The organism is Rhodobacter ferrooxidans (assembly GCF_000176015.1).
GTDB classification, from domain to species: domain Bacteria; phylum Pseudomonadota; class Alphaproteobacteria; order Rhodobacterales; family Rhodobacteraceae; genus Pseudorhodobacter_B; species Pseudorhodobacter_B ferrooxidans.
The window spans coordinates 1-25,519 of sequence record NZ_ACYY01000018.1; the positions used below are offsets into that span (position 1 = coordinate 1).

Here is a 25,519-nt window from a genome sequence, read left to right on the forward strand (position 1 = left end):
AGTACCGATTCCATGATCTAAATCATCTCTAAATATCAGCCACTTAAGGTCCCGTACCAAACTGGCGCAGTCATCAGGTCCGGAGAATATCGGCCCTGAGAGAACCCTTCCGGGCCTCTTGGCGCCGGGGCCAGTGCTCAGCCCCACCCGCATAACCCCCGAAAATAGCGGAAAAACCCGGCCGCCGCCGGAGTGGGAGAACGCTTTCGCGAGGGCAAGTGGCGGAGGCGGTGGGATTCGAACCCACGGTGGAGTTCCCCCCACGCTCAGTTAGCAACCGAGTGCTTTCGGCCTCTCAGCCACGCCTCCGTGCGCCTCATTTAGCCGGGCAAGGCCAAGGGGGCAAGAGGGAAAGCTGGACATATTGAGCCGAACCGCCGCGCCTCAGTCCACCTCTGCAGTCGGCATCGGCTGGGTTTCGACGCCAATCTCAAGCCGTTGCAGCACCGGGGCGGCGTAGAAGGCGAAAAGGGCCGCTTTGGACGGCGCGGGTTGCAGGCCGGCCTCGGCCTCGACAACGATGCCGCGGGCCTCCAGCGGACGCAGACCCTCGGCCAGGGTGGCGGCAAGACCTGTGGGTGGCAGTTTCAGCACCGCCCCCAGGGCTTGCAGCCGGGCGATCAACGCTGTCAGCCGCCCGGGAAGGTCGGCGCGGGGCACCGGGCCTGCGGCCAGGGCGGCGGCCACCAACGGCACCGGCAGGATCGGCACCGATTGCGCCACCTCGGCCATCAGCAGCGCCCCCAGACCCTCGGTCGAGGCCCCTGCCCCTGCCAGATAGCCGCGCAGCGAGATCGGCGCGCCAAACGCCACGGCGGCGGTGCCGAAGCCGGGAAACCGGCCGCGGACCAGCCGCCAGCCCATGCGGCCAATGAAACCCGCGATGCTGGAAGCGCTGCCGCGGAACTGCCGCACGCCGCTTTGCCCGGCCTCGACCAGCAAGCGGTCCTCCAGCACCCGGTCATAGGCGATCGCCACCGGCACGAACACCACATCGCGCCCCGCCGGATCAAAGCCGTTGACGATATAGCCCAGCAACCCCAGCCGCGCCGCCCCCACCCGGCCATCCAGCGACAGCCCGCCTTCGGGAAACACCGCCTGCGTCGCCCCCTCGGCCGTGGCCATCTGCACATAGCGCGCCAGCACCCGCCGATACAGCGGATTGGAGGATTTGCGGCGGATGAAATAGGCCCCCATCGCCCGGATCAGCCGCGACAACGGCCAGATCCGCGCCCATTCGCCCACCGCATAGGACAAGGCACCACGGTCGGCCACCAGCCAGGTCACCAGCACATAATCCATGTTGCTGCGGTGGTTCATCACGAAGATCACCGTGGCGCTGCGGTCGATATCGGCCAGTGCCGCATCGACCTTGCCGATCCGCACCCGATAGAATGCCCGGCTGATCCGCCGCGCCGCCCTTGTGGCGAAGCCGAAATAGACCAGCGCCGAAAACCCCGGCACGATCTCGCGCGCGTAGGTGCGAGCCAACTGGAAAGCGACACTTTCGGGGGCACCGGTTTCGCGGGCGTGCTCGACCACCGCCTCCATCACCCGCGGGTCATGCACCAGCCGCACGATCATGTCTTGCCGCGCCATCAGCTTGAACGGCTCGATCGGCCGGTCGAGCCGCTTGTTCAGCCGCGCCACCAGCCGCATCATCCGTCGGCGCAGGAACCAGCGGGCCGAGGGCATCAGCACCCGGTCCAGCGTGGCAATCGCGGCAAGGATCAGTGCCAGCACCACCAGCCACAGCGGCAGCGTGACGGTGGTGGTCATTGCGATGGGCCGAAGGGGATAGGCACTGGGGTCATCCCCTCCGGCAGCCCGTCGGGGCGGATCAGTTGTAGGTGAAGGTGCCGATCTCGCACACGTTCACGTTCTCGCGCACCAGCACGTCGCCATCCTCGAACACCGCCTTGAAGTCGAACTTGCAGTAGCCCGAGCCGTCATGGAAGTTGATGGTGACCTGCGACCCCGAGGGCAGCACGTCCTGGCCCAGGATGTCCTCTTCCCAGGAGTTGGTGCCTTTGTTCGACCCGTAAAAATTGGTCATGGTAAAACCGGTATTGTTCACAATGGTCACGCGGCGGTCCAGCGCCAGCGCCGGGGTGGCCAGCGAGGCCGCAACAACGCCTGCCATGAGGGCGTTTCTGAACAGAATCACGGACGTATCCTTTCTTGCAATGGGGGCAATTCGATTGATTCGAATCTGGTCAAGTGTCTGTCTGCCCCGGAAAAAATGCAACAAATCCCCGTGCTTCGCCGCGAAATGCCGCGCCGCAGCGAATTGACAATGACACAAAATGTCGATTACAACGCACATGCCGCAAGAATATTACCACGCAGACTGGAGCCGCCGATGCCCACCCCGCCCAAGGACAGCCCCTGGTTGTTTCGCACCTATGCCGGCCATTCCACCGCCAAGGCGTCGAACGAACTTTACCGTGGCAACCTGGCCAAGGGGCAGACCGGGCTTTCGGTGGCCTTCGATCTGCCGACCCAGACCGGCTATGACAGCGACCACAAGCTGTCGCGCGGCGAGGTCGGCAAGGTCGGTGTGCCGGTCAGCCATCTGGGCGACATGCGGGCGCTGTTTCAGGGCATCCCGGTCGAGAAGATGAACACCTCGATGACCATCAACGCCACGGCGCCGTGGCTGCTGGCGCTGTATATCGCGGTGGCCGAGGAACAGGGGGCCGATGTGGCCGCCCTGCAGGGCACCGTGCAGAACGACATCATCAAGGAATATCTGTCGCGCGGCACCTATATCGCGCCGCCCAAGGCCAGCCTGCGGATGATCACCGACATCGCGGCCTATACGCAGAAGCACCTGCCGAAATGGAACCCGATGAACGTGTGTTCCTATCACCTGCAAGAGGCCGGGGCGACGCCGGAGCAGGAACTGGCCTTTGCGCTGGCCACCGCCTGCGCGGTGCTGGATGATCTGAAAGGGAAAGTTTCTGCGGCAGAATTCCCCAATATGGTCGGCAGAATATCGTTTTTTGTAAATGCCGGCATCCGCTTCGTGACCGAGATGTGCAAGATGCGCGCCTTTGTCGATCTATGGGACGAGATCTGTCTGGAGCGTTATGGCATCACCGAGGCGAAGTATCGCCGCTTCCGTTACGGCGTGCAGGTCAACTCGCTGGGCCTGACCGAGCAGCAGCCCGAAAACAACGTCTATCGCATCCTGATCGAGATGCTGGCGGTGACGCTTTCCAAGAAGGCCCGCGCCCGCGCCGTGCAACTGCCTGCCTGGAACGAGGCCCTGGGCCTGCCGCGGCCCTGGGATCAGCAATGGTCGCTGCGGATGCAGCAGATTCTGGCCTATGAATCCGACCTCTTGGAATACGACGACCTGTTCGACGGCAACCCGGCGGTGGACCGCAAGGTGGCGGCGCTGAAGGAAGGTGCCCGGGCCGAACTGGCGCAGATCGACGCCATGGGCGGGGCGGTTGCCGCCATCGACTACATGAAGGGGCGGCTGGTCGAGGCCAATGCCGAACGCATCGGCAAGATCGAGGCCGGGCAGACGGTGGTGGTCGGGGTAAACCGCTGGACCGAGGCCGCGCCCTCGCCGCTGACCGCGGGCGACGGGTCGATCATGGAGGCCGATCCACTGGCCGAGGCCGACCAGATCGCCCGGCTGCAAGCCTGGCGCCAGAGTCGCGACGCCGCGGCGGTCGAGGCAGCCCTCGCCGCACTTCGCCGCGACGCGCAGAGCGGCGCCAACATCATGCCCGCCTCGATTGCCGCCGCCAAGGCCGGGGCGACAACCGGCGAATGGGGGGCGATGGTGCGCAGCGCTTTTGGCGAATACCGCGCGCCGACCGGGGTTTCCCGCAGCCCCTCCAACCGCACCGAAGGGCTGGAGCCGATCCGCGAGGCGGTGGCGGTTCTGGCCGCGAAACTGGGGCGGCCGTTGAAGTTTGTCGTGGGAAAACCGGGGCTTGATGGCCATTCCAACGGCGCCGAGCAGATCGCCGCCCGCGCCCGCGATTGCGGCATGGACATCCATTACGAAGGCATCCGCCTGACCCCGGCCGAGATCGTCGATGCCGCCGTGGCGCAGGAGGCGCATGTGGTCGGCCTGTCGATCTTGTCGGGCAGCCACATGCCGTTGATCACCGAAGTGCTTGATCTGATGCGCAAAGCCGGGATTTCGGCGGTGCCGCTGGTAGTCGGTGGCATCATCCCGGAAGACGACGCGGCGGCGCTTCGGGCGATGGGCGTGGCAGCGGTCTATACGCCGAAAGACTTCGAGCTGAACCGGATCATGCTGGATATCGTCGGGCTGGTGGACGCCGCCTGACATTTTCGAACAATTACCCCGGCGGAAGCGGTTCCGCCCGGGTAATTTATTGTGATTTTCGAACCTCAGGCGTGGATCGCGCCATCGCCACAGGCCAGGGCCGCCTCGCGCACCGCTTCGGAATAGGTCGGATGCGCATGGCAGGTCAGCGCCAGATCCTGCGCCGAGGCGCCGAATTCCATCGCCACGCAGACCTCGTGGATCAGGTCGCCAGCGCCTGGGCCGATGATGTGGCAGCCCAAAATCCGGTCGGTGGCCTTGTCGGCCAGCAGTTTCACGAAACCCTCGGCCTGAAACACCGCCTTGGCGCGGGCGTTACCCATGAAGGAGAACTTGCCGACCTTGTAGGCGCGGCCCTCGGCCTTCAACTGCTCTTCGGTCTGGCCGACGGTGGCGACCTCGGGGGTGGTATAGACCACGCCGGGGATCACGGCGTAGTTGACGTGACCGGCCTTGCCCGCCAGAATTTCGGCCAGCGCCATGCCCTCGTCCTCGGCCTTGTGGGCCAGCATCGGGCCGGTGATCGCATCACCGATGGCGTAGAGGCCCTTGATATTGGTGGCAAAGTGCGCGTCGGTCTTCACCTGTCCGCGCGGCAGCATCTCTACCCCCAGCGCATCCAGCCCCAGACCGGCAAGATGCGGCTTGCGGCCTGTTGCCACCAGAACCACGTCGGTTTCAAGGATGGCTTCGGTTTCGTCCTTGCGCAGTTTCCAGGTGGTCTTGGCCTTGCCCTTCGTCACCGAAACGCCCTGCACCGCGGCGCCGAGGATGAATTTCAGCCCCTGTTTCGCCAGGATGCGCTGGAAGGCTTTGGCGACCTCGGCATCCATGCCGGGGGTGATGGCGTCGAGGTATTCGACCACCGTCACCTCGGCACCCAGCCGGGCATAGACCGAGCCCATTTCCAGCCCGATCACGCCCGCGCCAATCACCAGCAGCGATTTCGGCACCTTGCCCAGCGCCAGCGCGCCGGTGGAGGTGACGACGGTTTTCTCGTCCACCGTGACGCCGGGCAAGCTTGCGGCCTCGGAGCCGGTGGCGATGACGATGGATTTGGCCTCGTGCACCTCGTCACCGACCTTGACCTGACCGGCGGCGGGGATGGAGGCCCAGCCCTTCAGCCAGGTCACCTTGTTCTTCTTGAACAGGAACTCGATGCCCTTGGTGTTGCCGGAAACCACATCGTCCTTGTAGGCCTGCATCCTGGCCCAATCGACCTTGGGCGAGGCGCCGATCAGGCCCATTTTGGCAAAGTTTTCATGGGTTTCGTGCAAGGAATGGGTGGCGTGCAGCAGGGCCTTGGAGGGGATGCAGCCGACGTTCAGGCAGGTGCCGCCCAGGGTGTCGCGGCCTTCGACCACGGCGACTTTCAGCCCGAGTTGGGCGGCGCGGATGGCGCAGACATAGCCGCCGGGGCCGGCGCCGATGATGATGACGTCAAAACTTGCCATGGGTCGGGTTCCTTGTTGACCGGAGCCGGGGGTTTTCCACCCCCGGACCCCCGAGGATATTTTTCCAGAGGTGAATTCAGATCAGGGCGGCCACCAGCAGGGTGACGGTGGCGAAGAAGCCGACGCTCCAGATCAGCGAGCGCCAGGGGGCGAGGCCGAGGGCGTAAGCGGGGATGTAGGCCAAGCGGGCGGCGAGGTAGGTCCAGGCGGCGGTTTGGGTGACCGCGGTGGACTGGTTGGACAGGGTGACGACGGTGACGGCCAGGGTGAACAGGATCAGGCCTTCGAAATGGTTGTTCATCGCCCGTTGCATCCGACCGGTCAGGGTGGAGAGCGGGTGTTCCGGCGGGGTGTCGCGCGGGCCCATGGTGTAGCGCGCACCAAGTTCCATGTTGGCCAGCAGGGCGAAGATGCCGAACTGGAGGGTCTGGAGAAGGCCTGCGAGGGCGAGGGCGGTGAGTTCGGGGGTCATGGGGCAGCCTCGTTTGCGCAGGTGCCCCCCACCCCCCATCCCCTCCCCACGAGGGGGAGGGGAGGCGATTGTCGCGGCGGTGGGGGTGGGATGGGGCATTTGGAGTCCGGGGGTTGGGGGTAGCTTAGGGTGCGCAACAGCACACCGGGGATGGTGCGCTGTTGCGCACCCTACTAACTCGCCTAAGATTCCAGTATTGAATTGACCCAATGTGCTGGAGGTTTTTCATAGAAAACTTTCTGTTCGATTGGTCCACCTCGAAGCATGGTTTCACCCACTTCGGCACACCAAGAACTAAGCATCGGACAGCCCGGTTCTTTTGCAAAACCATGAGACTGAAGTATCTCTACGCCCTCATTGAAGTATCTGCTGACTGGTTTTGACAGCTTCACATACTTACCGAATTGCTTGTCAACCATGCGGACACGGCCAAACAGGGAAACCGTGACCAGTAGTGAACTATTGTTGCATATCTTGAATTGAAACATCTCACAAATCCATCAACAACCGCCGCGGATCCTCCAGCGCCTCTTTCACCCGCACCAGGAAGGTCACCGCGCCCTTGCCGTCAACCACGCGGTGATCGTAGCTCAGCGCCAGATACATCATCGGGCGGATCACGATTTGCCCCGCCACCACCACCGGGCGGTCCTGGATCTTGTGCATGCCAAGGATGCCCGATTGCGGCGGGTTCAGGATGGGGGAGGACATCAGCGAGCCATAGACGCCGCCGTTGGAGATGGTGAACGAACCGCCCTGCATCTCGGCGATCGACAGCTTGCCGTCGCGGGCGCGCACCCCAAGTTCGGCGATCTTCTTCTCGATGGCCGAGAAGCCCATGCCGTCGGCGTCGCGCAGCACCGGCACCACCAGACCCGAGGGGGTGCCGACCGCCACGCCCATGTGGACGTAGTTTTTATACACCAGATCGGTGCCGTCGATCTCGGCATTGACCTCGGGCACTTCTTTCAGCGCGTGGCAGCAGGCCTTGACGAAGAACGACATGAAGCCCAGCTTGACGCCGTGTTTCTTTTCGAACACATCCTTGTATTCATTGCGCAAAGCCATGACGCCCGACATATCCACCTCGTTGTAGGTGGTCAGCATGGCGGCGGTGTTCTGCGCGTCTTTCAGGCGGCGGGCGATGGTCTGGCGCAGGCGGGTCATCTTGACCCGCTCTTCGCGGGCCACGTCATCGGCCAGCACCGGGGCGCGCGGCACGGTGATCGGCGTGGCGGGGGCGGCCACGGCGGCGGCGGCCACACCCGAGGCCACGGCCTTGGCGACGTCTTCCTTCATCACCCGGCCATCGCGGCCCGAGGCGGCAATGGCATCCCGGGCGATCCCGGCTTCGGCCATCGCCTTCTTGGCGGCGGGGGAATCTTCCACATCTTTGGCCTTGGCAGGCGCGACGGCGGTCGCAACGGGGGCGGCAACCACCCCTGCCCCATCGGCCGAGATCACCGCAAGCCGGGCACCAGCGGCAACCGTGGCGCCTTCGGCCACCAGAATCTCGGCCAGCACACCGGCGGCGGGGGCGGGAACCTCGACCGAGACCTTGTCGGTTTCCAACTCGCACAGCATTTCATCCTGTGCCACCGCATCGCCCGGCTTCTTGAACCAGGTCGCGACCGTTGCTTCCGAGACGCTTTCGCCCAGGGCGGGAACCATCACATCAATCATCTTGTCCTCTTTCACGCTGGCCGCGGCCTTTGCGCTTTTCTTTTGCGGTTCACTTGCGGCACCTGCCGCGGAAATCTGCGCCAGCAGGGCGGCCACGCCAACGGTGGTCCCTTCGGGCGCCACAATCTCGATCAGCTTGCCTGCGACGGGCGCATGCACCTCGACGGTGACTTTGTCGGTTTCCAGCTCGCACAGCATGTCATCGACCGCCACCGCGTCACCCGGTTTCTTGAACCAGGTGGCGACGGTGGCTTCGGTGACGCTTTCGCCAAGCGTGGGCACCCTGACGTCGGTTGCCATGTCAGCCCCCAACCGTCAGCGCGTCGTTGACCAGCGCCGTCTGTTCGGCCTTGTGGCGCGAGGCAAGCCCGGTGGCGGGCGAGGCCGAAGCCGCGCGACCGGCATAGGCCGCGCGGGCGGTCTTGCCACCGACCTGCGCCAGCACCCATTCCAGGTTCGGCTCGATGAACGACCAGCCACCCTGGTTTTTCGGCTCTTCCTGGCACCAGACCACCTCGGCCTGCTTGAAGCGCGACAGCTCCTTGATCAGCGATTGCGTCGGCACCGGGTAAAGCTGTTCCAGCCGCATCAGATAGACGTCGTCGAGGCCACGGGCGTCGCGTTCGGCCAGCAGGTCGTAGTAGACCTTGCCCGAACAGATGACGACGCGCTTGATCTGGTCGTCGGGTTTCAGCGTCACCTCGGACCGGCCCTTTTGCGCATCGTCCCAAAGCACGCGGTGGAAGGCGGAACCGGTGGTGAAATCCTCGGCATCCGAGATGCACATCGGGTGGCGCAGCAGCGATTTCGGCGTCATCAGGATCAGCGGCTTGCGGAAGTCGCGGTGAATCTGGCGGCGCAGGATGTGGAAGTAGTTGGCCGGGGTGGAACAGTTCGCCACGATCCAGTTGTCATGCGCCGACATCTGCAGGAAGCGTTCGACGCGGCCCGAGGAATGCTCCGGCCCCTGGCCTTCAAAGCCATGCGGCAGCAGCACCACCAGCCCCGACATCCGCAGCCATTTGCTTTCGCCCGAGTTGATGAACTGGTCGAACATGATCTGCGCGCCATTGGCGAAATCGCCAAACTGCGCTTCCCACATCACCAGGGCGTTGGGTTCCGACAGGCTGTAGCCGTATTCAAAGCCCAGCACCGCGTATTCCGACAGCATGCTGTCGATCACCTCATAGCGCGCCTGCCCGGCGCGGATGTGGTTCAAGGGGTAGTAGCGTTCTTCGGTGGTCTGATCGACGAAGGCCGAGTGGCGCTGGCTGAACGTGCCGCGGGTGCAGTCTTGCCCGGCAAGCCGCACCGGGTAGCCTTCTGTCACAAGCGAACCAAAAGCCAGGGCTTCGGCGGTCGCCCAGTCGAATCCCTTGCCAGTTTCGAACATTTTGGCCTTGGCTTCCAGCAGGCGGCCCACGGTCTTGTGCAGGTCGAAATCGTCGGGCGCCCGGGTCAGGGCGGCGCCGATCTCGGCCATGGTTTCGGGCTTCAGGCTGGTGCGACCGGCCTGATAGTTCTGCAAATCCTTGGGCGAAAGCGCGCTCCAGCGGCCATCCAGCCAGTCGGCGCGGTTGGGCTTGTACTCCTTGCCGGCCTCGAACTCCTCGTTCAGCTTGGCCTGGAACGCCGCCTTCATATCCTCGATCTCGCCTTCGGGGATCAGCCCGTCGGCCACCAGACGTTCGGTGTAAAGCTGCAAGGTGGTCTTGTGCTTCTTGATCCTGGTGTACATCGCCGGGTTGGTGAACATCGGCTCGTCGCCTTCGTTATGGCCGAAGCGGCGATAGCAGAAGATGTCCAGCACCACGTCCTTGTGGAACCGCTGGCGGTATTCGGTGGCGACACGGGCGGCATGCACCACCGCCTCGGGGTCGTCGCCGTTGACGTGGAAGATCGGAGCTTCCACCATCAGCGCGATATCGGTGGGATAGGGGCTGGAGCGGCTGAAGCTGGGCGCGGTGGTAAAGCCGATCTGGTTGTTGACCACGATATGGATGGTGCCGCCGGTGCGGTGGCCCTTCAGCCCCGACAGGCCGAAACATTCCGCCACCACGCCCTGCCCGGCAAAGGCCGCATCGCCGTGCAGCAGAACGGGAAGCACCTGATGCCGGTCGCTGTCGCTGATCTGGTCCTGCTTGGCGCGCACCTTGCCCAGCACCACCGGGTTCACCGCCTCGAGGTGCGAGGGGTTGGCGGTCAGCGAAAGGTGCACGGTGTTGCCGTCAAAGGTGCGGTCCGACGACGCGCCCAGATGGTATTTCACGTCGCCCGAGCCATCGACGTCTTCGGGCTTGAAACTGCCGCCCTGAAACTCGTTGAAGATGGCGCGGTAGGGTTTCATCATCACATTGGCCAGCACCGACAGGCGGCCACGGTGCGGCATGCCGATGGCGATCTCCTTCACCCCAAGGTTGCCGCCGCGCTTGATGATCTGCTCCATCGCCGGGATCAGGCTTTCGGCACCGTCCAGCCCGAAGCGCTTGGTGCCCATGTATTTGACATGCAAGAATTTTTCGTAACCCTCGGCCTCGACCATCTTGTTCAGGATGGCGCGACGGCCTTCGCGGGTGAAGTGAATTTCCTTGCCGTAACCCTCGATGCGTTCCTTCAGCCAGGCCGCCTGCTCGGGGTCGGAAATGTGCATGTATTGCAGCGCGAAGGTGCCGCAATAGGTGCGCTTCACGATGTCGATGATCTGCCGCATCGAGGCGTGCAGCAGGCCCAGCACGTTGTCGATGAAGATCGGCCGGTCCATGTCGGCATCGGCAAAGCCGTAGGATTTGGGGTCAAGCTCGGGGTGGCCGGAACGGTCGGTCAGCCCCAGCGGGTCCAGATCGGCGGCAAGGTGGCCGCGGATACGGTAGGCGCGGATGATCATGATGGCGCGGATACTGTCCAGCACGGCGCGTTGGATCTGCGCGTCGGTCAGTTCCACCCCCTGCTCGGCGGCCTTGGCGGCGATCTTGGCACCGGCGGCCTTGGCGTCCTTGGCGGGCGCCGTCACCGGCCATTCGCCGGTCAGCGCGCCGGTCAGGTCATCGCGCGGCTGCGGCGGCCAGTCGGCCCGCGCCCAGCTTGGGCCTGCAGCGGCGCGTTTGGCGTCCAGTTCGCTGTCGCCCAGCGCCTTGAAAAACTCGGCCCATCCGGCATCGACACTGTGCGGATCGGTCGCATAGCGCGCCTGCAACTGGTCAATGTAATCAGCGTTCGCACCATCCATGAAGGCGGAGGCGTTGAATTGGGCGGTGGTGGGTTGTTCGGTCATGTTCTGCCTCAGAGGGTTGGGGCGGGGTGCTTGTTGGCATTACTTGCAGATCGTCTCGATGATCATCGAGCCGGGAATTTCGCTCTCGTCCGGCCCCGGTGGAACCAAGCGCGACGAGACAAGCTTGCGGTCTTCGCTGCCGCATTGCGCGGCGGGAGAGGCCCTGATCTGGTCTGGCGTCACCTGCGCGCGGTCGATACGCAGGCGTTTCAGGATCTTGCCGCCGGGAAGTTCGGTGCCGCCAAAGCCGTCGTAACTGTAGATCGCCGCTTCGACAAAGCCGGTGTCGGCAATGGATTCCGCATCGGTGGCTGAACGCATGCAGCCGCAGTCGTCGGGAATATCCGAAGCCACGGGTTGAACACAGCCCGCCAGGGCCAGCAGGCCCAGGATGGCAACAGGTGCGGCGGCGGTCATGAATCCTCCCAGTTCGTGACGCCAGCGGGGGGGTGCCCCCCCACCGATTGGTTACTTGCCGATGGCCTGCATCACCGCCTCGCCCAGATGGGCGGGGCTGTCGGCCACCACGATACCGGCGCGTTTCATCGCCTCGATCTTGCTTTCCGCGTCACCCTTGCCACCCGAGACGATGGCCCCGGCATGGCCCATGCGGCGGCCCGCAGGGGCTGTGCGCCCGGCGATGAACCCGGCGGTGGGTTTCCAGCGGCCGCGTTTCTTTTCATCGGCCAGGAATTGCGCCGCATCCTCTTCCGCCGCGCCGCCGATTTCCCCGATCATGATGATCGAATGGGTTTCGGGGTCGGCCAGGAACAACTCAAGGATATCAATGTGTTCGCTGCCCTTGATCGGGTCGCCGCCGATGCCGACGGCGGTCGATTGACCAAGGCCGAGGTCCGAGGTCTGCTTCACGGCCTCGTAGGTCAGGGTGCCGGAACGCGACACCACACCGACCGAGCCGCGGCGGTGGATATGCCCCGGCATGATGCCGATCTTACATTCGTCGGGCGTGATGACGCCCGGGCAGTTCGGCCCGATCAGACGGCTTTTGGTGCCCTGCAGCGCCCGCTTCACCTTCATCATGTCCAGCACCGGAATGCCTTCGGTGATGCAGACGATCAGCTCCATCTCGGCGTCGATCGCTTCCAAAATCGAATCCGCGGCAAACGGCGGCGGCACGTAGATCACGCTGGCGTTGGCGCCGGTGACGGCCCGCGCCTCGTGGACCGAGTTGAAGACCGGCAGGTCAAGATGCGTGCTGCCGCCCTTGCCCGGGGTGACGCCGCCGACCATCTTGGTGCCATAGGCAATGGCCTGTTCGGAATGGAAAGTGCCCTGGCTGCCGGTAAAGCCCTGGCAGATCACGCGGGTAGTCTTGTTGACGAGTACGGCCATCGGTGGCGTTCCTATCTTTTCATTCACTCAAGGGGCCGGGCGATCCCGACCCCGGATTATCCCAGTGCCGCGGGCACGAAACGCACGCCGCTGTTGCTGTCAGAGCCGCATTGCGGGTCGTTGCCGCCCGAGGTGATGGTGGCAGTGGCACCCTCGCCAAACCCCAGTTCGGTGCAGCCGTCTTCGGACTTGTTATACTCGATGCCGGTGATGCCCGCGCCTTCCAGCGTTGCCGCCAGAAGTTCCGAAGCGGTGGCGCTGTCGATGCTGGTGCTTTCGACGTGGCAGAAGCCGCCGTCATCGGCCATGTAGGCAAACACCGTGTCGCCAACACCGGGCGACATGAAGATCAGCCCGTCTTCGCCATCGCCTTCAACCCAGCCCTGAGCGGCCAGCGCCTGCATGGTGGCCGGCACATCGCCCGCCCCCAGCAAACACGCCAGATAGCCTTCGACCAACTGGCCCTGCGGCGAGGCGTCCTGCGCCAAGGCAGGCGTCGCCAGCAACAGCGCCAGAAGCGTGTGGCGGATCATCCCTTCACCGCCTTGACGATCTTCTGCGCGGCGTCGGAAAGGTTGTCGCCCGCGATCACGTCCAGACCGGAGTTGCGGATGATCTCCTTGCCAAGCTCCACATTGGTGCCTTCCAGACGCACCACCAGCGGCACTTTCAGCCCGACCTCTTTCACCGCCGCCAGCACGCCTTCCGCGATCACGTCGCAGCGCATGATGCCGCCGAAGATGTTGACCAGGATGCCCTTCACCTTCGGATCGCTGGTGATGATCTTGAAGGCCTCGGTCACCTTTTCCTTGGTGGCACCGCCACCGACGTCCAGGAAGTTGGCGGGTTCGGCGCCGTAAAGCTTGATGATGTCCATGGTGGCCATCGCCAGACCGGCGCCATTGACCATGCAGCCGATCTCGCCATCCAGCGCGATGTAGTTCAGGTCGAACTTCGAGGCGGCGAGTTCCTTGGGGTCTTCCTCGGTCTCGTCGCGCAATGCTGCCACATCGGGGTGACGATACAGCGCGTTGCCGTCAAAGCTCATCTTGCTGTCAAGGCATTTCAGATCGCCCGCCGGGGTCACGATCAGCGGGTTGATCTCCAGCATGTCCATGTCCTTCTCGACGAAGGCTTTATACAGCGTCTTCACCAGCGCCACGCATTGCTTGACGCTGTTGCCGGTCAGCCCCAGCGAGAACGCGATGCGGCGGCCATGGAAATCCGAAAGCCCCGAGGCCGGATCGACCGAGAAGGTCAGGATCTTTTCCGGGGTGGCATGCGCCACATCTTCGATGCTCATGCCGCCTTCGGTCGAGGCCACGAAAGAGATGCGGCTGGTCGAGCGGTCGATCAGCAGGGCAAGGTAAAGTTCGCGGGCGATGTCGCTGCCGTCTTCGATATAGATGCGGTTGACCACCTTGCCCGCGGGGCCGGTCTGTTCGGTCACCAGCGTGCGGCCCAGCATCTGCCGCGCGAACTCGGCGGCCTCGGACACCGAGCGCGCCAGCCGCACCCCGCCCTTTTCACCGGCTTCCGGTTCCAGAAAGCTGCCCTTGCCACGGCCACCGGCGTGGATCTGCGCCTTGACCACCCAAAGCGGCCCGTCCATCTCGCCCGCGGCGGTCTTGGCGTCTTCGGCGCGCAAGACCACGCGGCCGTCAGATACCGGAGCGCCAAAGCCGCGCAGCAGCGCCTTGGCCTGATATTCGTGGATGTTCATGGAACCGTCCCGTCTGTTGCGAATTTGAGCGCGTGATGCCACAGAAACCAGCAGTTGCAAAACGGCTTTTTCGGGTTTGACGGGTTTTCACCGGGAAATCTGAGGTTTGTGATCACAGTCTGAAAAACTGTGATCACAAGATACCTTTCGTTAACGCAAACAGCGATTCGCGGGGGCCGGATTCAGTTCAGATTCAGTTCAGATACAGGGTGAACAGCATCGCCTCGCCGGAAACCAGTTGGGCAAAGGCATTCCAGTTCGCCCCACTGACCAGCTTGCCCTTTTCCAGATAGGGCAGCGCGTCGGCGCCCTGAATCCAGCCGATCAGGTCGATGGCGGCGGGTTTGGTGAACATCGCCCCGACATTGACCCCGGCGCTGTCGTCCAGCCGCCAGTAGGGCGCCAGCACCTTGCCGGTCAGCAGGCCCTCGGCATCCGCCAGCACGCCTTGCCAGACCTGCGCCGTGCCCGGCGGCACCGTGACGCCCAGCGCCGATTGCTGCTTGTCATTGGGCAGCCATTCGCGGTCGTTGTCGGTTTCCAGCGCCACCCGGGTCCAGAAATCGCGGTTGTCACCGATCATCGCCAGAAAATGCCCGTGCGCCGAGGTGGCGCGGGCGGCATCGGGGGTCTGGTTCAGCGCGCCCAGCACCATCGCGATGATGTCGGCAAACTCGCCGAACTGGCGGTTGAAATCGTCGGGCGCCATATGGACGTCGTTCAGATCATACAGGGCCGCCGAGGCGGTGGTGGCCTTGGTGATCGCGGCAGTGGGGTCATAGGCCAGCACCACCTCGCTGACGCCGCCCAGAAGATGGGTATAGGCCGACAGCCAGGCGGCATCGGCGGCATCGAAGCGGATCACCGGCGCGGGCGTGGCGGGGTCGCGTTCCGACCATTGCCAGCCCATGATCATCGGTCCGGCGACGTTCATCAGGCTTTCATTGCTGTCGCGCGCGCCATCGGCATTGATGTCGAACCAGATGTCGGCCAGCGAAATCTCCAGCCCGAAATCCGAACCGGCGGGAATTTCCGCAAGCGGCGCGCGGGCGGCGTCCAGCCCGGTGGCGGCATCGCGGAACACCTGCGCCACCACCGCGGGGTCAAAGGCGGCAGGCGTCGGGTTTTCCGGGATCGGCAAGCGCAGGAACGGCAGCATCTGCATCGAGTTGGTCAGACCGACTTTCCAGCGGGTCTGCAAGGTGCCCTCGACCACCCGCAAGAACCGCAGGCCGCCCAGCGCAAAGCGGTCGACATCGGTCGGGCTGGCCAGGGTTTCCAGCCGGGCGATGGTGGGGGCCAGACCCTTGGCGCCAACCTCGGCGGACAGGGCGGTATCGGCGGCGGCAAGGCTGGGGGCAACAAGGGCAAGGGATGCAGCAAGGGCAAGGGCACGCATGACGGTCACTCCGTTGGACTGACATGCAAAATGCGCGCCCGAAGGCGCGCATTCAAGTGGGGTAACCGAAACGGTGTGTGCGCAGGCGGGCTTAAGCCAGCGTCGGGTCGATGGCCTTGCAAGCCTCGACCAGACCCTTCACCGCATCCACCGACTTGTCGAACATCGCCTGTTCGGCCTGGTTCATCTTGATATCCAGAATCCGCTCGATCCCGGCAGCGCCGATCACCGTCGGCACGCCGACATAAAGCCCGTCCAGCCCCAGCGGGCCGTTGACCCAAGCGGCGCAAGGCAGCACGCGCTTCTGGTCTTTCAGATAGGCTTCGGCCATTTCGATCGCCGAGGTGGCGGGCGCATAGAAAGCCGAGCCGGTCTTCAGCAGGCCGACGATCTCGGCCCCGCCATCGCGGGTGCGCTGGATGATGGCGTCCAGCTTGTCCTGCGTGGTCCAGCCCATCGCCACCAGATCGGGCAGCGGCACACCGGCGACGGTGGAATAGCGCGACAGCGGCACCATGGTATCGCCATGGCCGCCCAGCACGAAGGCGGTGACATCGCGCATCGACACGTTGAATTCGACCGACAGGAAGTGGCGGAAGCGGGCAGAATCCAGCACCCCCGCCATGCCGACCACCTTTTCATGCGGCAGGCCGGAGAACTCGCGCAGCGCCCAGACCATGGCATCCAGCGGGTTGGTGATGCAGATCACGAAGGCATTCGGCGCATGGGCGGCAATGCCGGCACCCACCGATTTCATCACCTTGAGGTTGATGCCCAGAAGGTCATCGCGGCTCATCCCCGGCTTGCGCGGCACCCCGGCGGTGACGATGCAGACATCGGCCCCGGCGATATCGGCGTAATCATTGGCGCCTTTCATCGTGGCGTCGAACCCGGCCGAGGGGCCGGACTGCGCAATGTCCAGCGCCTTGCCTTGCGGCGTGCCTTCGGCGATGTCGAACAGGACGACATCGCCCAGTTCCTTGATGGCGGCCAGATGGGCGAGCGTGCCGCCGATCTGCCCCGCGCCGATCAGTGCAATCTTGGGTCGTGCCATGATTTCGTCTCCGGGCAAGGTTATGTGACGCGGGATGCCTAGTCGGTTGCGCCCCGTCGCGCAAGGGCGCTGCGCTGCGGCATGGGTCTTGGGCTGTTGCGGGCGGCATGTTTGCGCTAAAGCGGCGGGCAATGGCTGGCCCGTGGCGCAGGTTTTCGCGGCAAGGGGCGGATGCGGGGCGGCTGATTCTCTGGCCGGGCAAAGGGGCTGTGGTGGAGGGGCTTGGGTTCTGGACACTGGCGGTGCTGGCCTCGGTGCTGGTGGGCATGAGCAAGGGCGGCTTGCCGGTGGTCGGTATTCTGGGCGTGCCGGTGCTGTCGCTGGTGATTTCGCCCGTGGTGGCGGCGGGGTTGCTGCTGCCGATCTATGTGGTGTCGGACGCCTTCGGGCTTTGGGCCTATCGCCATGCCTTCAACGTCCGGGTGCTGGCGATCCTGGCGCCGGGAATGACACTGGGGGTGGGCTTTGGCTGGGCCACCGCCTCGGTGGTGCCCGAGGCGCTGGTGACGGTGCTGATCGGGGTGATCGGGGCGGTGTTCGCACTGACCCTGCTGTTGCGCCGCACCGTGCCCGCGCCGCGCGAGGCCCGGGTGGTGCCGGGGCTGTTCTGGGGCATGGTGACCGGCTTCACCAGCTTTGTCAGCCATGCGGGCGCCCCGCCCTATCAGGTCTATGTGCTGCCGCTGCGGCTGGAGAAGGCGGTGTTCGCCGGCACCTCGACCATCGCCTTCGCCTATGTCAACGCCGTCAAGCTGATCCCCTATTATGCGCTGGGGCAGTTGTCGGTCAGCAATCTGAAGGTGGCCGCCGTGCTGGCCCTGCCTGCGGTGCTGGCGGTGTTTGCCGGCGTGTGGCTGGTGCGCATCCTGCCCGAGAAGCGGTTCTTCCAGCTGGTCACCTGGGCCTTGCTGGCGGTGTCGCTGCGGCTGATCTGGCAGGGGTTGGCCTGAACCAAAATCCTTCGAAGGATTTTGCAAAAGTTTTCGAAAACTTTTGCGCTCGGACTGACGCAGGGGCGCGCCAGTCTTCCCGGCAGCACCTCGGCGCGGGTATTGCTGCGCTGCGGCAAAACAGGACTTGCCGAAACTGCCAAAAATATGGTCCACCACGAAAGATTGTTGCCGGGGAGAGAATCATGCAGACCCACGCCCGCCCGTATCGCTCGGTGCTTTACATTCCCGGATCGAAGGCCCGGGCGCTGGAAAAGGCGCAGACCCTGCCGACCGATGCCATCATCTTCGATCTGGAAGACGCGGTGACGCCGGAGGAAAAGCCCGCCGCCCGGGCGCTGCTGGCGCAGACTCTGAGCGAGGCAGACTATGGCGCGCGTGCCCGGATCGTGCGGATCAACGGCTTCGACACCCCTTGGGGCCGCGACGATGCGGCGGCCTTTGTGGGTGCCAAGGTTGATGCCATTCTGATCCCCAAGGTCTCGACCGCCGCCGATCTGCAGGCGGTGGCCGACGTGATCCCCGGCCTGCCGCTGTGGGCGATGCTGGAAACCGCGCTTGGCATGCTGAACGCCGCCGAGATCGCCGCCCACCCGCGGCTGCAAGGCATGGTGATGGGCACCAATGATCTGGCCAAGGAACTTGGCAGCCGCTTCCGCCCCGACCGGCTGGCGCTGCAAGCCGGGCTGGGCCTGTGCCTGCTGGCCGCCCGGGCGCATAGCCGCATCATCATCGACGGGGTCTATAACGCCTTCAAGGATGCCGAGGGGCTGCGCGTCGAATGTGATCAGGGCCGCGACATGGGCTTTGACGGCAAGACCCTGATCCACCCCGACCAACTGGCGGTCGCCAACGCCGCCTTCGCGCCATCGGAAGCCGAGGTCGATCTGGCCCGCCGCCAGATTGCCGCCTTCGACGAAGCGCAGGCCGCGGGGCTTGGTGTCGCAGTTGTGGATGGAAAGATTGTCGAGAACCTGCATATCGTGACTGCAAGGCAAACTCTGGCCAAGGCCGGGGCCATTGCCGCGATGGGCAACAGCTAAGGGGTCTTTACATGCTTTATCTGATACTGGGGGTGGCGCTTTGGGCGCTGGCGCATCTGTTCAAGCGGCTGGTACCGGGCTTGCGGGCGTCGATGGGCGAGGCGGGCAAGGGCGTGGTGGCGGTGCTGCTGCTGGTCTCGATCGGGCTGATGTATATCGGCTACGACCCGGCCAGCGGCCCGGTCTGGTGGGGCCGCAACGGCGCGCTGGTCGGCATCAACAACCTGCTGATGCTGGGGGCGTTTTTCCTGTACACCGCTGACGGCATGCGCGCGCCGGTGATCGGCGGGATGCGGCATCCGCAACTGACCGGTTTTTCGCTGTGGGCGGTGGCGCACCTGCTGGTCAACGGCGATCTGGCCAGCTTTATCCTGTTCGGCGGGCTGCTGGCCTGGGCGCTGCTGACGATGCGGCTTATCAACCGCGCCCAACCAAGCTGGACGCCGAAGCCCACCAAGCCGGGCCGCAACCTGCCGGCACTGGGGGCCTCGGTGGGCGCGATGCTGGTGGTCATGCTGATCCACTATTGGCTGGGCGTGCAGCCCTGGGGGGCGTGATGCAGCTTTACCGGTTCCTTTCCGAGGACGACACCGCCGCCTTCTGCCACAAGGTCACGGCGGCGCTGAACCTTGGCTGGTCGCTGCACGGCAGCCCAAGCTACGCCTTTGATGCGGCCCGTGGCGTGATGCGCTGCGGGCAGGCGGTGGTGAAACATGTGCCGGGCGGCACCTATTCGCCCGAAATGAAGCTGGGAGACTTGTGATGAAGACCAATCCGGGACGGTTTTTCGAGGATTACCGGCTGGGCGAGACCATCGCCCATGCGGTGCCGCGCACCGTCTCGGGTGGGGAACGGGCGCTGTATCATGCACTCTATCCGGCGCGGCATGCGCTGTATTCCTCGGACGCTTTCGCGCAATCCTGCGGCCTGCCTGCCAGCCCGCTGGACGATCTGGCCGCCTTTCATACCGTGTTCGGCAAGACCGTCCCCGACATCAGCCTGAACGCGGTGGCCAATCTGGGTTATGCCGAGGGGCGCTGGTTGTTGCCGGTTTACCCCGGCGATACCCTGCGGTCGCAAAGCACCGTGATCGGGCTAAAGCAGAACTCCAACGGCCAGTCGGGCGTGGTCTATGTGCGCACCCAGGGGCTGAACCAGCGCGACGCGGTGGTGCTGGACTACGTGCGCTGGGTGATGGTCAAGAAGAACCGGCTGGACGCGCCCGCACCCGAGGCCGTGGTGCCCGATCTGGCGAAGGTGGTCAGCCCCGACCGGCTGGTGGTGCCGCAAGGCCTTGATTTCACGCGCTATGATTTCACCCTTGCGGGCGAGCCGCATCGCTGGGGCGACTATGCCGTGGGCGAGCAGATCGACCATGTCGACGGGGTGACCATCGAGGAGGCCGAGCATATGCTGGCCACCCGCCTGTGGCAGAACACCGCCAAGGTGCATTTCGATGCCACCAACCGCGCCGATGGCAAGCGGCTGATCTATGGCGGCCATGTCATCAGCATGGCGCGGGCGCTGTCGTTCAACGGCCTGGCCAATGCGCAGATCATCGTGGCGCTGAACGGCGGCGCGCATGCCAACCCCTGTTTTGCCGGTGATACCGTGCGGGCCTGGTCGGAAGTGCTGGACAAGGCACCGACTGCCGCCCCCGGCGTGGGGGCGATCCGGCTGCGGTTGGTGGCAACCAAACAGGGGGCGGCACCCTTTGCGCTGAAAGGCGCGGATGGCAAATACGCCCCCGAGGTGCTGCTGGATCTGGATTACTGGGCGCTGATGCCGATCTGACCTGCGACTCGCTGCGCTGCGGCAAATTCGGCCGGGATTTCGCGGGCAAACCCCGGAAAACCGTGATCACAGGCCGGAAATCCGTGATCACAAAGCGAAAAAACACCGCTGATAGCGGCAACACCATGCCTGCGGGGCGGTTCGGCGCGTGACTTCCCCGCAGAATCCGCTATTCAGTTGCAGCAAATCCATCCTGCGCTGCGGCGCGGGTCGCCTTGAGCAAAGGGAACCGATCATGGCCGAAGCAAAGCGGGAAATTGTCCGCCCCCTTTCCCCCCATCTGCAAGTCTACCGCATGAAGGCCAGCATGGCGACATCGGTGCTGATCCGCATCACCGGGGTCGGGCTGATGTCGGGCTTCATCCTGTTCGTCTGGTGGCTCTTGGCCGCCGCGATCAGCCCGGAATACTTTGCCTTCGTCAACGGCATCGTCACGTCGTGGTTCGGCTACCTGATCTTCATCGGCTCGCTGGCGGCGATCTGGTATCACTACCTTGGCGGGCTGCGGCACCTTTACTGGGATACCGGCAAGGGGCTGGACCTTGAAACCGTCGACAAGCTGAGCTGGGGCATGGTGATCGGCACGCCGGTGCTGACCGTGCTGACCATTCTGGCGATCTGGGGGATCTGAGATGCGCTTTATCACCGACCGCAAAACCGCCAACGGCAAGGGGTCTGCCCATTCCGGTACCCACGAGCACAAGGACATGGCGCTGACCTCGATCGGTCTGGCCTTCCTGATGCCGACCTTCCTGTTCATCTTCGGCCGCACCCTGGGCCAGCCCCACGAGGTGGTGGTGGCCACGTTCGGGCGGCCGATCCCGGCCATCGTGACCGGGCTGATGGTGTTTCTGGCGATGCGCCACATGATGCACGGCGTGGGGTCGGTGCTGGCCGACTATACCCGCGGCACGGCGCGGCGCCTGCTGACGATCTTCGTCAACGCGCTGGCCTATCTGATCACGGCGGCGGTGCTTTACGCGCTGATCCGCATGGCGCACTGAGGATTTGACAATGGCCGCTTATGAATACGAGACGCATGACTATGACGTGGTGGTGGTGGGTGCCGGTGGTGCCGGGCTGCGCGCCACGCTGGGCATGGCCGAACAGGGCCTGCGCACCGCTTGCGTGACCAAGGTTTTCCCGACCCGCAGCCACACGGTTGCCGCCCAGGGTGGCATCGCCGCCAGCCTGTCGAACATGGGACCGGATAGCTGGCAGTGGCACATGTATGACACCGTCAAGGGCAGCGACTGGCTGGGCGACACCGACGCCATGGAATATCTGGCGCGCGAGGCCCCCAAGGCGGTTTACGAGCTGGAACACTACGGCGTGCCCTTCAGCCGCACCGAAGACGGCAAGATCTACCAGCGCCCGTTTGGCGGCCACACCACCGAATATGGCGAAGGCCCGCCGGTGCAGCGCACCTGTGCCGCCGCCGACCGCACCGGCCATGCCATGCTGCACACGCTTTATGGCCAAAGCCTGAAGAACAACGCCGAATTCTTCATCGAATACTTCGCGCTGGACCTGATGATCACCGATGGCCGTTGCACCGGCGTGGTGGCCTGGAAGCTGGACGATGGCACGCTGCATGTCTTCAACGCCAAGATGACGGTGCTGGCCACCGGCGGTTACGGTCGCGCCTATTTCAGCGCCACCTCGGCCCATACCTGCACCGGCGACGGTGGCGGCATGGTGGCCCGCGCCGGTCTGCCGCTGCAGGACATGGAGTTCGTGCAGTTCCACCCGACCGGCATCTACGGCTCGGGCTGCCTGATCACCGAGGGCGCGCGCGGCGAAGGCGGCTACCTCACCAACTCGAACGGCGAGCGGTTCATGGAGCGCTATGCGCCGACCTACAAGGATCTGGCCTCGCGCGATGTGGTGTCGCGCTGCATGACCATCGAGATCCGCGAAGGCCGTGGCGTTGGCCCGAACAAGGACCATATCCACCTGAACCTCAGCCACCTGCCGCGCGAGACGCTGGACCTGCGGCTGCCGGGCATCACCGAAAGCGCCAAGATCTTTGCCGGCGTCGATCTGACCAAGGAACCGATCCCGGTGCTGCCGACCGTGCATTACAACATGGGCGGTATTCCCACCAACTACTGGGGCGAGGTGCTGAACCCGACGCCCGCCAACCCCGACGCGGTGTTCCCCGGCCTGATGGCGGTGGGCGAGGCGGCCTGTGCCAGCGTCCACGGCGCCAACCGGCTTGGCTCGAACAGCCTGATCGACCTGGTGGTGTTTGGCCGCGCCGCCTCGATCCGGGCGAGCAAGGTGGTGGATGCGGGCGCCGATGTGCCGGTGACGCACAAACCCTCGGTGGATGCGGCCCTGACCCGGTTCGACGCCGCCCGCCATGCCAATGGCGCCATCCCCACCGCCCATTTGCGGCTGGAGATGCAGCGCACCATGCAGGCCGATGCGGCGGTGTTCCGCACCGACAAGACCCTGGCCGAAGGTGTTGCCAAGATGACCGCTGTGGCGGGCAAGATGGCCGACCTCAAGGTTACCGACCGCAGCCTGATCTGGAACTCCGACCTGATGGAGACGCTGGAGCTGGCCAATCTGATGCCGAACGCCCTGGCCACCATCGTCGCCGCCGAGGCCCGCAAGGAAAGCCGCGGCGCCCATGCGCAGGAAGATCACCCCAACCGCGACGACGCGAAGTGGCGGGTGCACAGCCTGGCCGTGGTCGATGGCGCCAAGGTGACGCTGTCCACCCGGCCGGTGCATCTGGAGCCGCTGACCAAGTTCGAGGATGGCGGCATCGATCTTGCGAAGATCGCGCCGAAAGCGCGGGTCTATTGATGCGGGGAACCCTGCCCCTGCTGCTGGCGCTGCTGGTCGCCTGCTCGCCCACCGACATGGCCGACAAGGTCGGTCGGCGGGCGGCAGAGACCGTGGTGCTGCCGGTGGTCGGCAAATACCTGCCCGGCCCGCAAGCCGAGGTGGCGACCCGCTGCGTGGTGGACAACGCCAGTGCCGCCGAAGTGCAGGCGCTGGCCCGCGACATCGCGGTGCAGGCCGGCACCTCGACGGTGCAGACCGTGCTCGCCATCGCCGCCCGGCCGGAAACCGCCCGCTGCTTCGCCGGGGCGGGCCTGCCGCCCCGGCTGCCATGAAGGTGCCGCCGATGACCCCGCACATCGCCGCCCTCTCGCTGCTGACCCTGACGCCGTTGGCCGCCTGCGGCCCGGTCTCGGTGCAGCAAGCCGAGGCGCAGTGCTTCGAGAGCGCCCGCCTCGCGCAGCATCCGCGTGGCAGTGTTGGTGTCGGGTTGGGCACCGGCGGCCCTGTGACCAACTTCGAAATTGCCGTGTCCTCCGACTACCTGATGGGGCGCGACCCCTCGGCGGTCTATGACGCCTGCGTCTATCAGAAATCCGGCCAGCCACCGCGGCAGCCGCTTTATTCCCGCACAGACTGGAAGGGATAACCCATGGTTCAGTTCGCACTTCCCAAGAATTCGAAAATCCGCACCGGCAAGACCTGGCCCCGCCCCGATGGCAAGAACGTGCGCAAGTTCCAGATCTATCGCTGGAACCCCGATGACGGCCAGAACCCGTCGATCGACACCTACTTTGTCGATATGGACAAATGCGGCCCGATGGTGCTGGACGCGCTGATCAAGATCAAGGACGAGATCGACCCGACGCTGACCTTCCGCCGTTCCTGCCGCGAGGGCATCTGCGGTTCCTGCGCGATGAACATCGACGGGATGAACCGGCTGGCCTGCATCTTCGGGCTGGACGAGGTGAAGGGCGACGTGAAAATCTACCCGCTGCCGCACATGGCGGTGGTCAAGGACCTGATCCCGGACCTCACGCATTTCTACGCCCAGCACGCCGCCATCATGCCCTGGCTGGAAACCAAGACCGCCCGGCCCGCCAAGGAATGGCGCCAGTCGATCGAGGATCGCGCCAAGCTGGACGGGCTTTACGAATGTGTGATGTGCGCTTCGTGCAGCGCCTCCTGCCCCAGCTACTGGTGGAACAGCGACAAGTATCTTGGCCCGGCGGCCTTGCTGCACGCCTATCGCTGGGTGATTGATTCGCGCGACGAGGCCACGCCCGAGCGGCTGGATGCGCTGGAAGACCCGTTCCGGGTGTATCGCTGCCACGCCATCCTGAACTGCACCCAGACCTGCCCCAAGGGGCTGAACCCGGCCAAGGCGATTGCCGAGCTGAAGAAGATGCTGATCGCCCGGGTGTCCTGAGCAAACGCGGACAAGGCAAAGGCCCGGACATCCGTCCGGGCCTTTGCCGTTCAAGACCAAGATTTTTCGAAAAATCTTGGCAAAATCCTTCGAAGGATTTTGGTTCCTGGCGCGACCGTCGGGTTATTTGCCCTTCAGCGCGTCCTTCAGCCCGCCAACGGCGTTCTGCACCTTGCCTTCGACCTTCTTGGTCTGGCCTTCCGACACCAGTTTGGCGTCGCCCACGGCCTTGCCGACGGCCACCTTGATCTTGCCTTCAACGACTTTGGCCGAGCCGATCACACGATCCTTGTCCATGCTACATTCCTTTGCGATGGTCAGGTTTCCCCCGCCAGACGTGCGTGCGGGGCATGACATCATACCATCACAAAAGCACGCGCGCCGCACTTACACGGATCAGTACGTCGGCAGCAGCGCAAAATTGCCGCCGGACCTCCGAGGTCAGTTCAGACCGGTTTTCTGGTCTGACTCCCTGACGCCACCCGCCTTTCCCATCCGACCGGCCCGGATCAAGGCCATGCCGCTGACAGCAGGGGCACGGGGCTTGCGGTGGCGGGTCGCCTGGGCGACAAGCGGCCATGCCCGTGCTGCTTCTGATCCTGGCGATTTCGGTGTTCGGCTACCTGTGGCTGACCCGCCGCGGCTCCAGCCTGACCCGCACCTGCTTGTGGCGGCAGGACCGCAGGATTGGGGAAAACCACCACCGCTGTTCGGCCTGTGGCGCAACTTGCGTCACCGCACCGGGAAAATCGCCGCGCCACTGCCTGCGGCCCCGTTGACCCC

At 64.6% G+C, this 25,519-nt stretch carries 27 protein-coding genes and 1 tRNA gene; 13 read left to right on the top strand and 15 right to left on the bottom strand.

Annotated features, from left to right (window positions below; translation table 11 throughout):
- Positions 1-219 precede the first annotated feature (219 nt).
- The 3 genes from RSW2DRAFT_RS12660 to RSW2DRAFT_RS12670 form a co-directional block, all read right to left on the bottom strand.
- Positions 220-309 (bottom strand) — tRNA-Ser (locus RSW2DRAFT_RS12660).
- 75 nt (positions 310-384) lie between these two features.
- The gene (locus RSW2DRAFT_RS12665; RefSeq protein ID WP_008031570.1) at positions 385-1,779 is read right to left on the bottom strand and encodes a 1-acyl-sn-glycerol-3-phosphate acyltransferase; all 1,395 of its coding nucleotides are present in this window, start codon (positions 1,777-1,779) and stop codon (positions 385-387) included.
- 61 nt (positions 1,780-1,840) lie between these two features.
- Entirely contained in the window at positions 1,841-2,167 is a 327-nt protein-coding gene (locus tag RSW2DRAFT_RS12670; RefSeq protein WP_008031572.1) for a hypothetical protein, read from the bottom strand.
- Between the two features lie 195 nt (positions 2,168-2,362).
- Here RSW2DRAFT_RS12670 and RSW2DRAFT_RS12675 point away from each other — a divergent pair, with 195 nt between their 5' ends.
- Positions 2,363-4,315, top strand: coding sequence for a protein meaA (locus tag RSW2DRAFT_RS12675; protein WP_008031573.1), 1,953 nt, complete (start codon positions 2,363-2,365; stop codon positions 4,313-4,315).
- A 65-nt stretch (positions 4,316-4,380) separates the two neighbouring features.
- On the opposite strand, the gene lpdA is transcribed toward RSW2DRAFT_RS12675, so the two are convergent.
- From lpdA to mdh, 11 genes are all read right to left on the bottom strand, one after another.
- Positions 4,381-5,769 (bottom strand): dihydrolipoyl dehydrogenase, encoded by a 1,389-nt coding sequence (gene lpdA, locus RSW2DRAFT_RS12680; RefSeq protein WP_008031575.1) that lies wholly within the window; start codon positions 5,767-5,769, stop codon positions 4,381-4,383.
- Between the two features lie 76 nt (positions 5,770-5,845).
- Positions 5,846-6,241 (bottom strand): MAPEG family protein, encoded by a 396-nt coding sequence (locus RSW2DRAFT_RS12685; protein ID WP_008031577.1) that lies wholly within the window; start codon positions 6,239-6,241, stop codon positions 5,846-5,848.
- 182 nt (positions 6,242-6,423) lie between these two features.
- Entirely contained in the window at positions 6,424-6,729 is a 306-nt protein-coding gene (locus RSW2DRAFT_RS17985; RefSeq protein ID WP_156790712.1) for a hypothetical protein, read from the bottom strand.
- A gap of 1 nt (position 6,730) precedes the next feature.
- Positions 6,731-8,224 carry a 2-oxoglutarate dehydrogenase complex dihydrolipoyllysine-residue succinyltransferase gene (gene odhB / locus RSW2DRAFT_RS12690; protein WP_008031578.1) on the bottom strand — a complete coding sequence of 498 codons (1,494 nt, stop codon included), beginning with the start codon at positions 8,222-8,224 and terminating at the stop codon, positions 6,731-6,733.
- Position 8,225: 1 nt separating this feature from the next.
- The gene (locus RSW2DRAFT_RS12695) at positions 8,226-11,195 is read right to left on the bottom strand and encodes a 2-oxoglutarate dehydrogenase E1 component (RefSeq protein WP_008031579.1); all 2,970 of its coding nucleotides are present in this window, start codon (positions 11,193-11,195) and stop codon (positions 8,226-8,228) included.
- Positions 11,196-11,234: 39 nt separating this feature from the next.
- On the bottom strand, positions 11,235-11,612 hold the full coding sequence (locus RSW2DRAFT_RS12700) for a hypothetical protein (protein WP_008031581.1): 378 nt from the start codon (positions 11,610-11,612) through the stop codon (positions 11,235-11,237).
- 51 nt (positions 11,613-11,663) lie between these two features.
- Positions 11,664-12,548, bottom strand: a complete 885-nt coding sequence (sucD, locus tag RSW2DRAFT_RS12705) for a succinate--CoA ligase subunit alpha (protein ID WP_008031582.1) — start codon at positions 12,546-12,548, stop codon at positions 11,664-11,666.
- A gap of 56 nt (positions 12,549-12,604) precedes the next feature.
- On the bottom strand, positions 12,605-13,081 hold the full coding sequence (locus RSW2DRAFT_RS12710; protein ID WP_008031584.1) for a hypothetical protein: 477 nt from the start codon (positions 13,079-13,081) through the stop codon (positions 12,605-12,607).
- Complete coding sequence (sucC, locus tag RSW2DRAFT_RS12715) at positions 13,078-14,271, bottom strand: ADP-forming succinate--CoA ligase subunit beta (RefSeq protein WP_008031585.1); 1,194 nt, start codon at positions 14,269-14,271, stop codon at positions 13,078-13,080. Before sucC ends, RSW2DRAFT_RS12710 begins: the two co-directional genes overlap by 4 nt.
- Before the next feature lie 193 nt (positions 14,272-14,464).
- Positions 14,465-15,670, bottom strand: coding sequence for a hypothetical protein (locus tag RSW2DRAFT_RS12720; protein WP_008031587.1), 1,206 nt, complete (start codon positions 15,668-15,670; stop codon positions 14,465-14,467).
- A gap of 91 nt (positions 15,671-15,761) precedes the next feature.
- Positions 15,762-16,724, bottom strand: coding sequence for a malate dehydrogenase (mdh, locus tag RSW2DRAFT_RS12725; protein WP_008031589.1), 963 nt, complete (start codon positions 16,722-16,724; stop codon positions 15,762-15,764).
- Positions 16,725-16,936: 212 nt separating this feature from the next.
- Here mdh and RSW2DRAFT_RS12730 point away from each other — a divergent pair, with 212 nt between their 5' ends.
- The 11 genes from RSW2DRAFT_RS12730 (at position 16,937) to RSW2DRAFT_RS12780 (ending at position 24,736) form a co-directional block, all read left to right on the top strand.
- Positions 16,937-17,674, top strand: a complete 738-nt coding sequence (locus RSW2DRAFT_RS12730; RefSeq protein WP_040672191.1) for a sulfite exporter TauE/SafE family protein — start codon at positions 16,937-16,939, stop codon at positions 17,672-17,674.
- A 185-nt stretch (positions 17,675-17,859) separates the two neighbouring features.
- The gene (locus RSW2DRAFT_RS12735) at positions 17,860-18,717 is read left to right on the top strand and encodes an HpcH/HpaI aldolase/citrate lyase family protein (protein ID WP_008031592.1); all 858 of its coding nucleotides are present in this window, start codon (positions 17,860-17,862) and stop codon (positions 18,715-18,717) included.
- A gap of 11 nt (positions 18,718-18,728) precedes the next feature.
- Positions 18,729-19,274, top strand: coding sequence for an NnrU family protein (locus tag RSW2DRAFT_RS12740; protein ID WP_008031594.1), 546 nt, complete (start codon positions 18,729-18,731; stop codon positions 19,272-19,274).
- Positions 19,274-19,480 (top strand): DUF1737 domain-containing protein, encoded by a 207-nt coding sequence (locus RSW2DRAFT_RS12745; protein ID WP_008031596.1) that lies wholly within the window; start codon positions 19,274-19,276, stop codon positions 19,478-19,480. Before RSW2DRAFT_RS12740 ends, RSW2DRAFT_RS12745 begins: the two co-directional genes overlap by 1 nt.
- A complete protein-coding gene (locus tag RSW2DRAFT_RS12750) occupies positions 19,477-20,511 on the top strand; it encodes a MaoC family dehydratase (protein WP_040672184.1) in 1,035 nt (344 codons plus the stop codon). Before RSW2DRAFT_RS12745 ends, RSW2DRAFT_RS12750 begins: the two co-directional genes overlap by 4 nt.
- A gap of 235 nt (positions 20,512-20,746) precedes the next feature.
- Positions 20,747-21,142: a succinate dehydrogenase, cytochrome b556 subunit gene (gene sdhC / locus RSW2DRAFT_RS12755; RefSeq protein ID WP_008031599.1), complete on the top strand. Its 396-nt coding sequence runs from the start codon at positions 20,747-20,749 to the stop codon at positions 21,140-21,142.
- A gap of 1 nt (position 21,143) precedes the next feature.
- Positions 21,144-21,515 (top strand): succinate dehydrogenase, hydrophobic membrane anchor protein, encoded by a 372-nt coding sequence (locus RSW2DRAFT_RS12760; RefSeq protein ID WP_008031600.1) that lies wholly within the window; start codon positions 21,144-21,146, stop codon positions 21,513-21,515.
- Positions 21,516-21,525: 10 nt separating this feature from the next.
- The gene (gene sdhA, locus RSW2DRAFT_RS12765; protein WP_008031602.1) at positions 21,526-23,328 is read left to right on the top strand and encodes a succinate dehydrogenase flavoprotein subunit; all 1,803 of its coding nucleotides are present in this window, start codon (positions 21,526-21,528) and stop codon (positions 23,326-23,328) included.
- Positions 23,328-23,642, top strand: a complete 315-nt coding sequence (locus tag RSW2DRAFT_RS12770) for a hypothetical protein (RefSeq protein ID WP_008031604.1) — start codon at positions 23,328-23,330, stop codon at positions 23,640-23,642. Before sdhA ends, RSW2DRAFT_RS12770 begins: the two co-directional genes overlap by 1 nt.
- Before the next feature lie 11 nt (positions 23,643-23,653).
- Positions 23,654-23,956, top strand: a complete 303-nt coding sequence (locus tag RSW2DRAFT_RS12775; protein WP_008031606.1) for a hypothetical protein — start codon at positions 23,654-23,656, stop codon at positions 23,954-23,956.
- Positions 23,957-23,959: 3 nt separating this feature from the next.
- Positions 23,960-24,736 carry a succinate dehydrogenase iron-sulfur subunit gene (locus RSW2DRAFT_RS12780; protein WP_008031607.1) on the top strand — a complete coding sequence of 259 codons (777 nt, stop codon included), beginning with the start codon at positions 23,960-23,962 and terminating at the stop codon, positions 24,734-24,736.
- A gap of 123 nt (positions 24,737-24,859) precedes the next feature.
- Here the strand turns inward: RSW2DRAFT_RS12780 and RSW2DRAFT_RS12785 are convergent, their stop codons facing one another.
- Positions 24,860-25,033: a CsbD family protein gene (locus RSW2DRAFT_RS12785; RefSeq protein WP_008031609.1), complete on the bottom strand. Its 174-nt coding sequence runs from the start codon at positions 25,031-25,033 to the stop codon at positions 24,860-24,862.
- Between the two features lie 281 nt (positions 25,034-25,314).
- Between RSW2DRAFT_RS12785 and RSW2DRAFT_RS12790 the strand changes: the two genes are divergently transcribed.
- A complete protein-coding gene (locus RSW2DRAFT_RS12790) occupies positions 25,315-25,515 on the top strand; it encodes a hypothetical protein (protein ID WP_040672185.1) in 201 nt (66 codons plus the stop codon).
- Positions 25,516-25,519: the final 4 nt, after the last annotated feature.

Coding starts and splice junctions, on each gene's coding strand:
- RSW2DRAFT_RS12665 (WP_008031570.1), bottom strand. CDS start 1,779: ATGACCACCACCGTCACGCTGCCGCTGTGGCTGGTGGTGCTGGCACTG.
- RSW2DRAFT_RS12675 (WP_008031573.1), top strand. CDS start 2,363: ATGCCCACCCCGCCCAAGGACAGCCCCTGGTTGTTTCGCACCTATGCC.
- lpdA (WP_008031575.1), bottom strand. CDS start 5,769: ATGGCAAGTTTTGACGTCATCATCATCGGCGCCGGCCCCGGCGGCTAT.
- RSW2DRAFT_RS12685 (WP_008031577.1), bottom strand. CDS start 6,241: ATGACCCCCGAACTCACCGCCCTCGCCCTCGCAGGCCTTCTCCAGACC.
- RSW2DRAFT_RS17985 (WP_156790712.1), bottom strand. CDS start 6,729: ATGTTTCAATTCAAGATATGCAACAATAGTTCACTACTGGTCACGGTT.
- odhB (WP_008031578.1), bottom strand. CDS start 8,224: ATGGCAACCGACGTCAGGGTGCCCACGCTTGGCGAAAGCGTCACCGAA.
- RSW2DRAFT_RS12695 (WP_008031579.1), bottom strand. CDS start 11,195: ATGACCGAACAACCCACCACCGCCCAATTCAACGCCTCCGCCTTCATG.
- RSW2DRAFT_RS12700 (WP_008031581.1), bottom strand. CDS start 11,612: ATGACCGCCGCCGCACCTGTTGCCATCCTGGGCCTGCTGGCCCTGGCG.
- sucD (WP_008031582.1), bottom strand. CDS start 12,548: ATGGCCGTACTCGTCAACAAGACTACCCGCGTGATCTGCCAGGGCTTT.
- RSW2DRAFT_RS12710 (WP_008031584.1), bottom strand. CDS start 13,081: ATGATCCGCCACACGCTTCTGGCGCTGTTGCTGGCGACGCCTGCCTTG.
- sucC (WP_008031585.1), bottom strand. CDS start 14,271: ATGAACATCCACGAATATCAGGCCAAGGCGCTGCTGCGCGGCTTTGGC.
- RSW2DRAFT_RS12720 (WP_008031587.1), bottom strand. CDS start 15,670: ATGCGTGCCCTTGCCCTTGCTGCATCCCTTGCCCTTGTTGCCCCCAGC.
- mdh (WP_008031589.1), bottom strand. CDS start 16,724: ATGGCACGACCCAAGATTGCACTGATCGGCGCGGGGCAGATCGGCGGC.
- RSW2DRAFT_RS12735 (WP_008031592.1), top strand. CDS start 17,860: ATGCAGACCCACGCCCGCCCGTATCGCTCGGTGCTTTACATTCCCGGA.
- RSW2DRAFT_RS12740 (WP_008031594.1), top strand. CDS start 18,729: ATGCTTTATCTGATACTGGGGGTGGCGCTTTGGGCGCTGGCGCATCTG.
- RSW2DRAFT_RS12745 (WP_008031596.1), top strand. CDS start 19,274: ATGCAGCTTTACCGGTTCCTTTCCGAGGACGACACCGCCGCCTTCTGC.
- sdhC (WP_008031599.1), top strand. CDS start 20,747: ATGGCCGAAGCAAAGCGGGAAATTGTCCGCCCCCTTTCCCCCCATCTG.
- RSW2DRAFT_RS12760 (WP_008031600.1), top strand. CDS start 21,144: ATGCGCTTTATCACCGACCGCAAAACCGCCAACGGCAAGGGGTCTGCC.
- sdhA (WP_008031602.1), top strand. CDS start 21,526: ATGGCCGCTTATGAATACGAGACGCATGACTATGACGTGGTGGTGGTG.
- RSW2DRAFT_RS12770 (WP_008031604.1), top strand. CDS start 23,328: ATGCGGGGAACCCTGCCCCTGCTGCTGGCGCTGCTGGTCGCCTGCTCG.
- RSW2DRAFT_RS12775 (WP_008031606.1), top strand. CDS start 23,654: ATGACCCCGCACATCGCCGCCCTCTCGCTGCTGACCCTGACGCCGTTG.
- RSW2DRAFT_RS12780 (WP_008031607.1), top strand. CDS start 23,960: ATGGTTCAGTTCGCACTTCCCAAGAATTCGAAAATCCGCACCGGCAAG.
- RSW2DRAFT_RS12785 (WP_008031609.1), bottom strand. CDS start 25,033: ATGGACAAGGATCGTGTGATCGGCTCGGCCAAAGTCGTTGAAGGCAAG.
- RSW2DRAFT_RS12790 (WP_040672185.1), top strand. CDS start 25,315: ATGCCCGTGCTGCTTCTGATCCTGGCGATTTCGGTGTTCGGCTACCTG.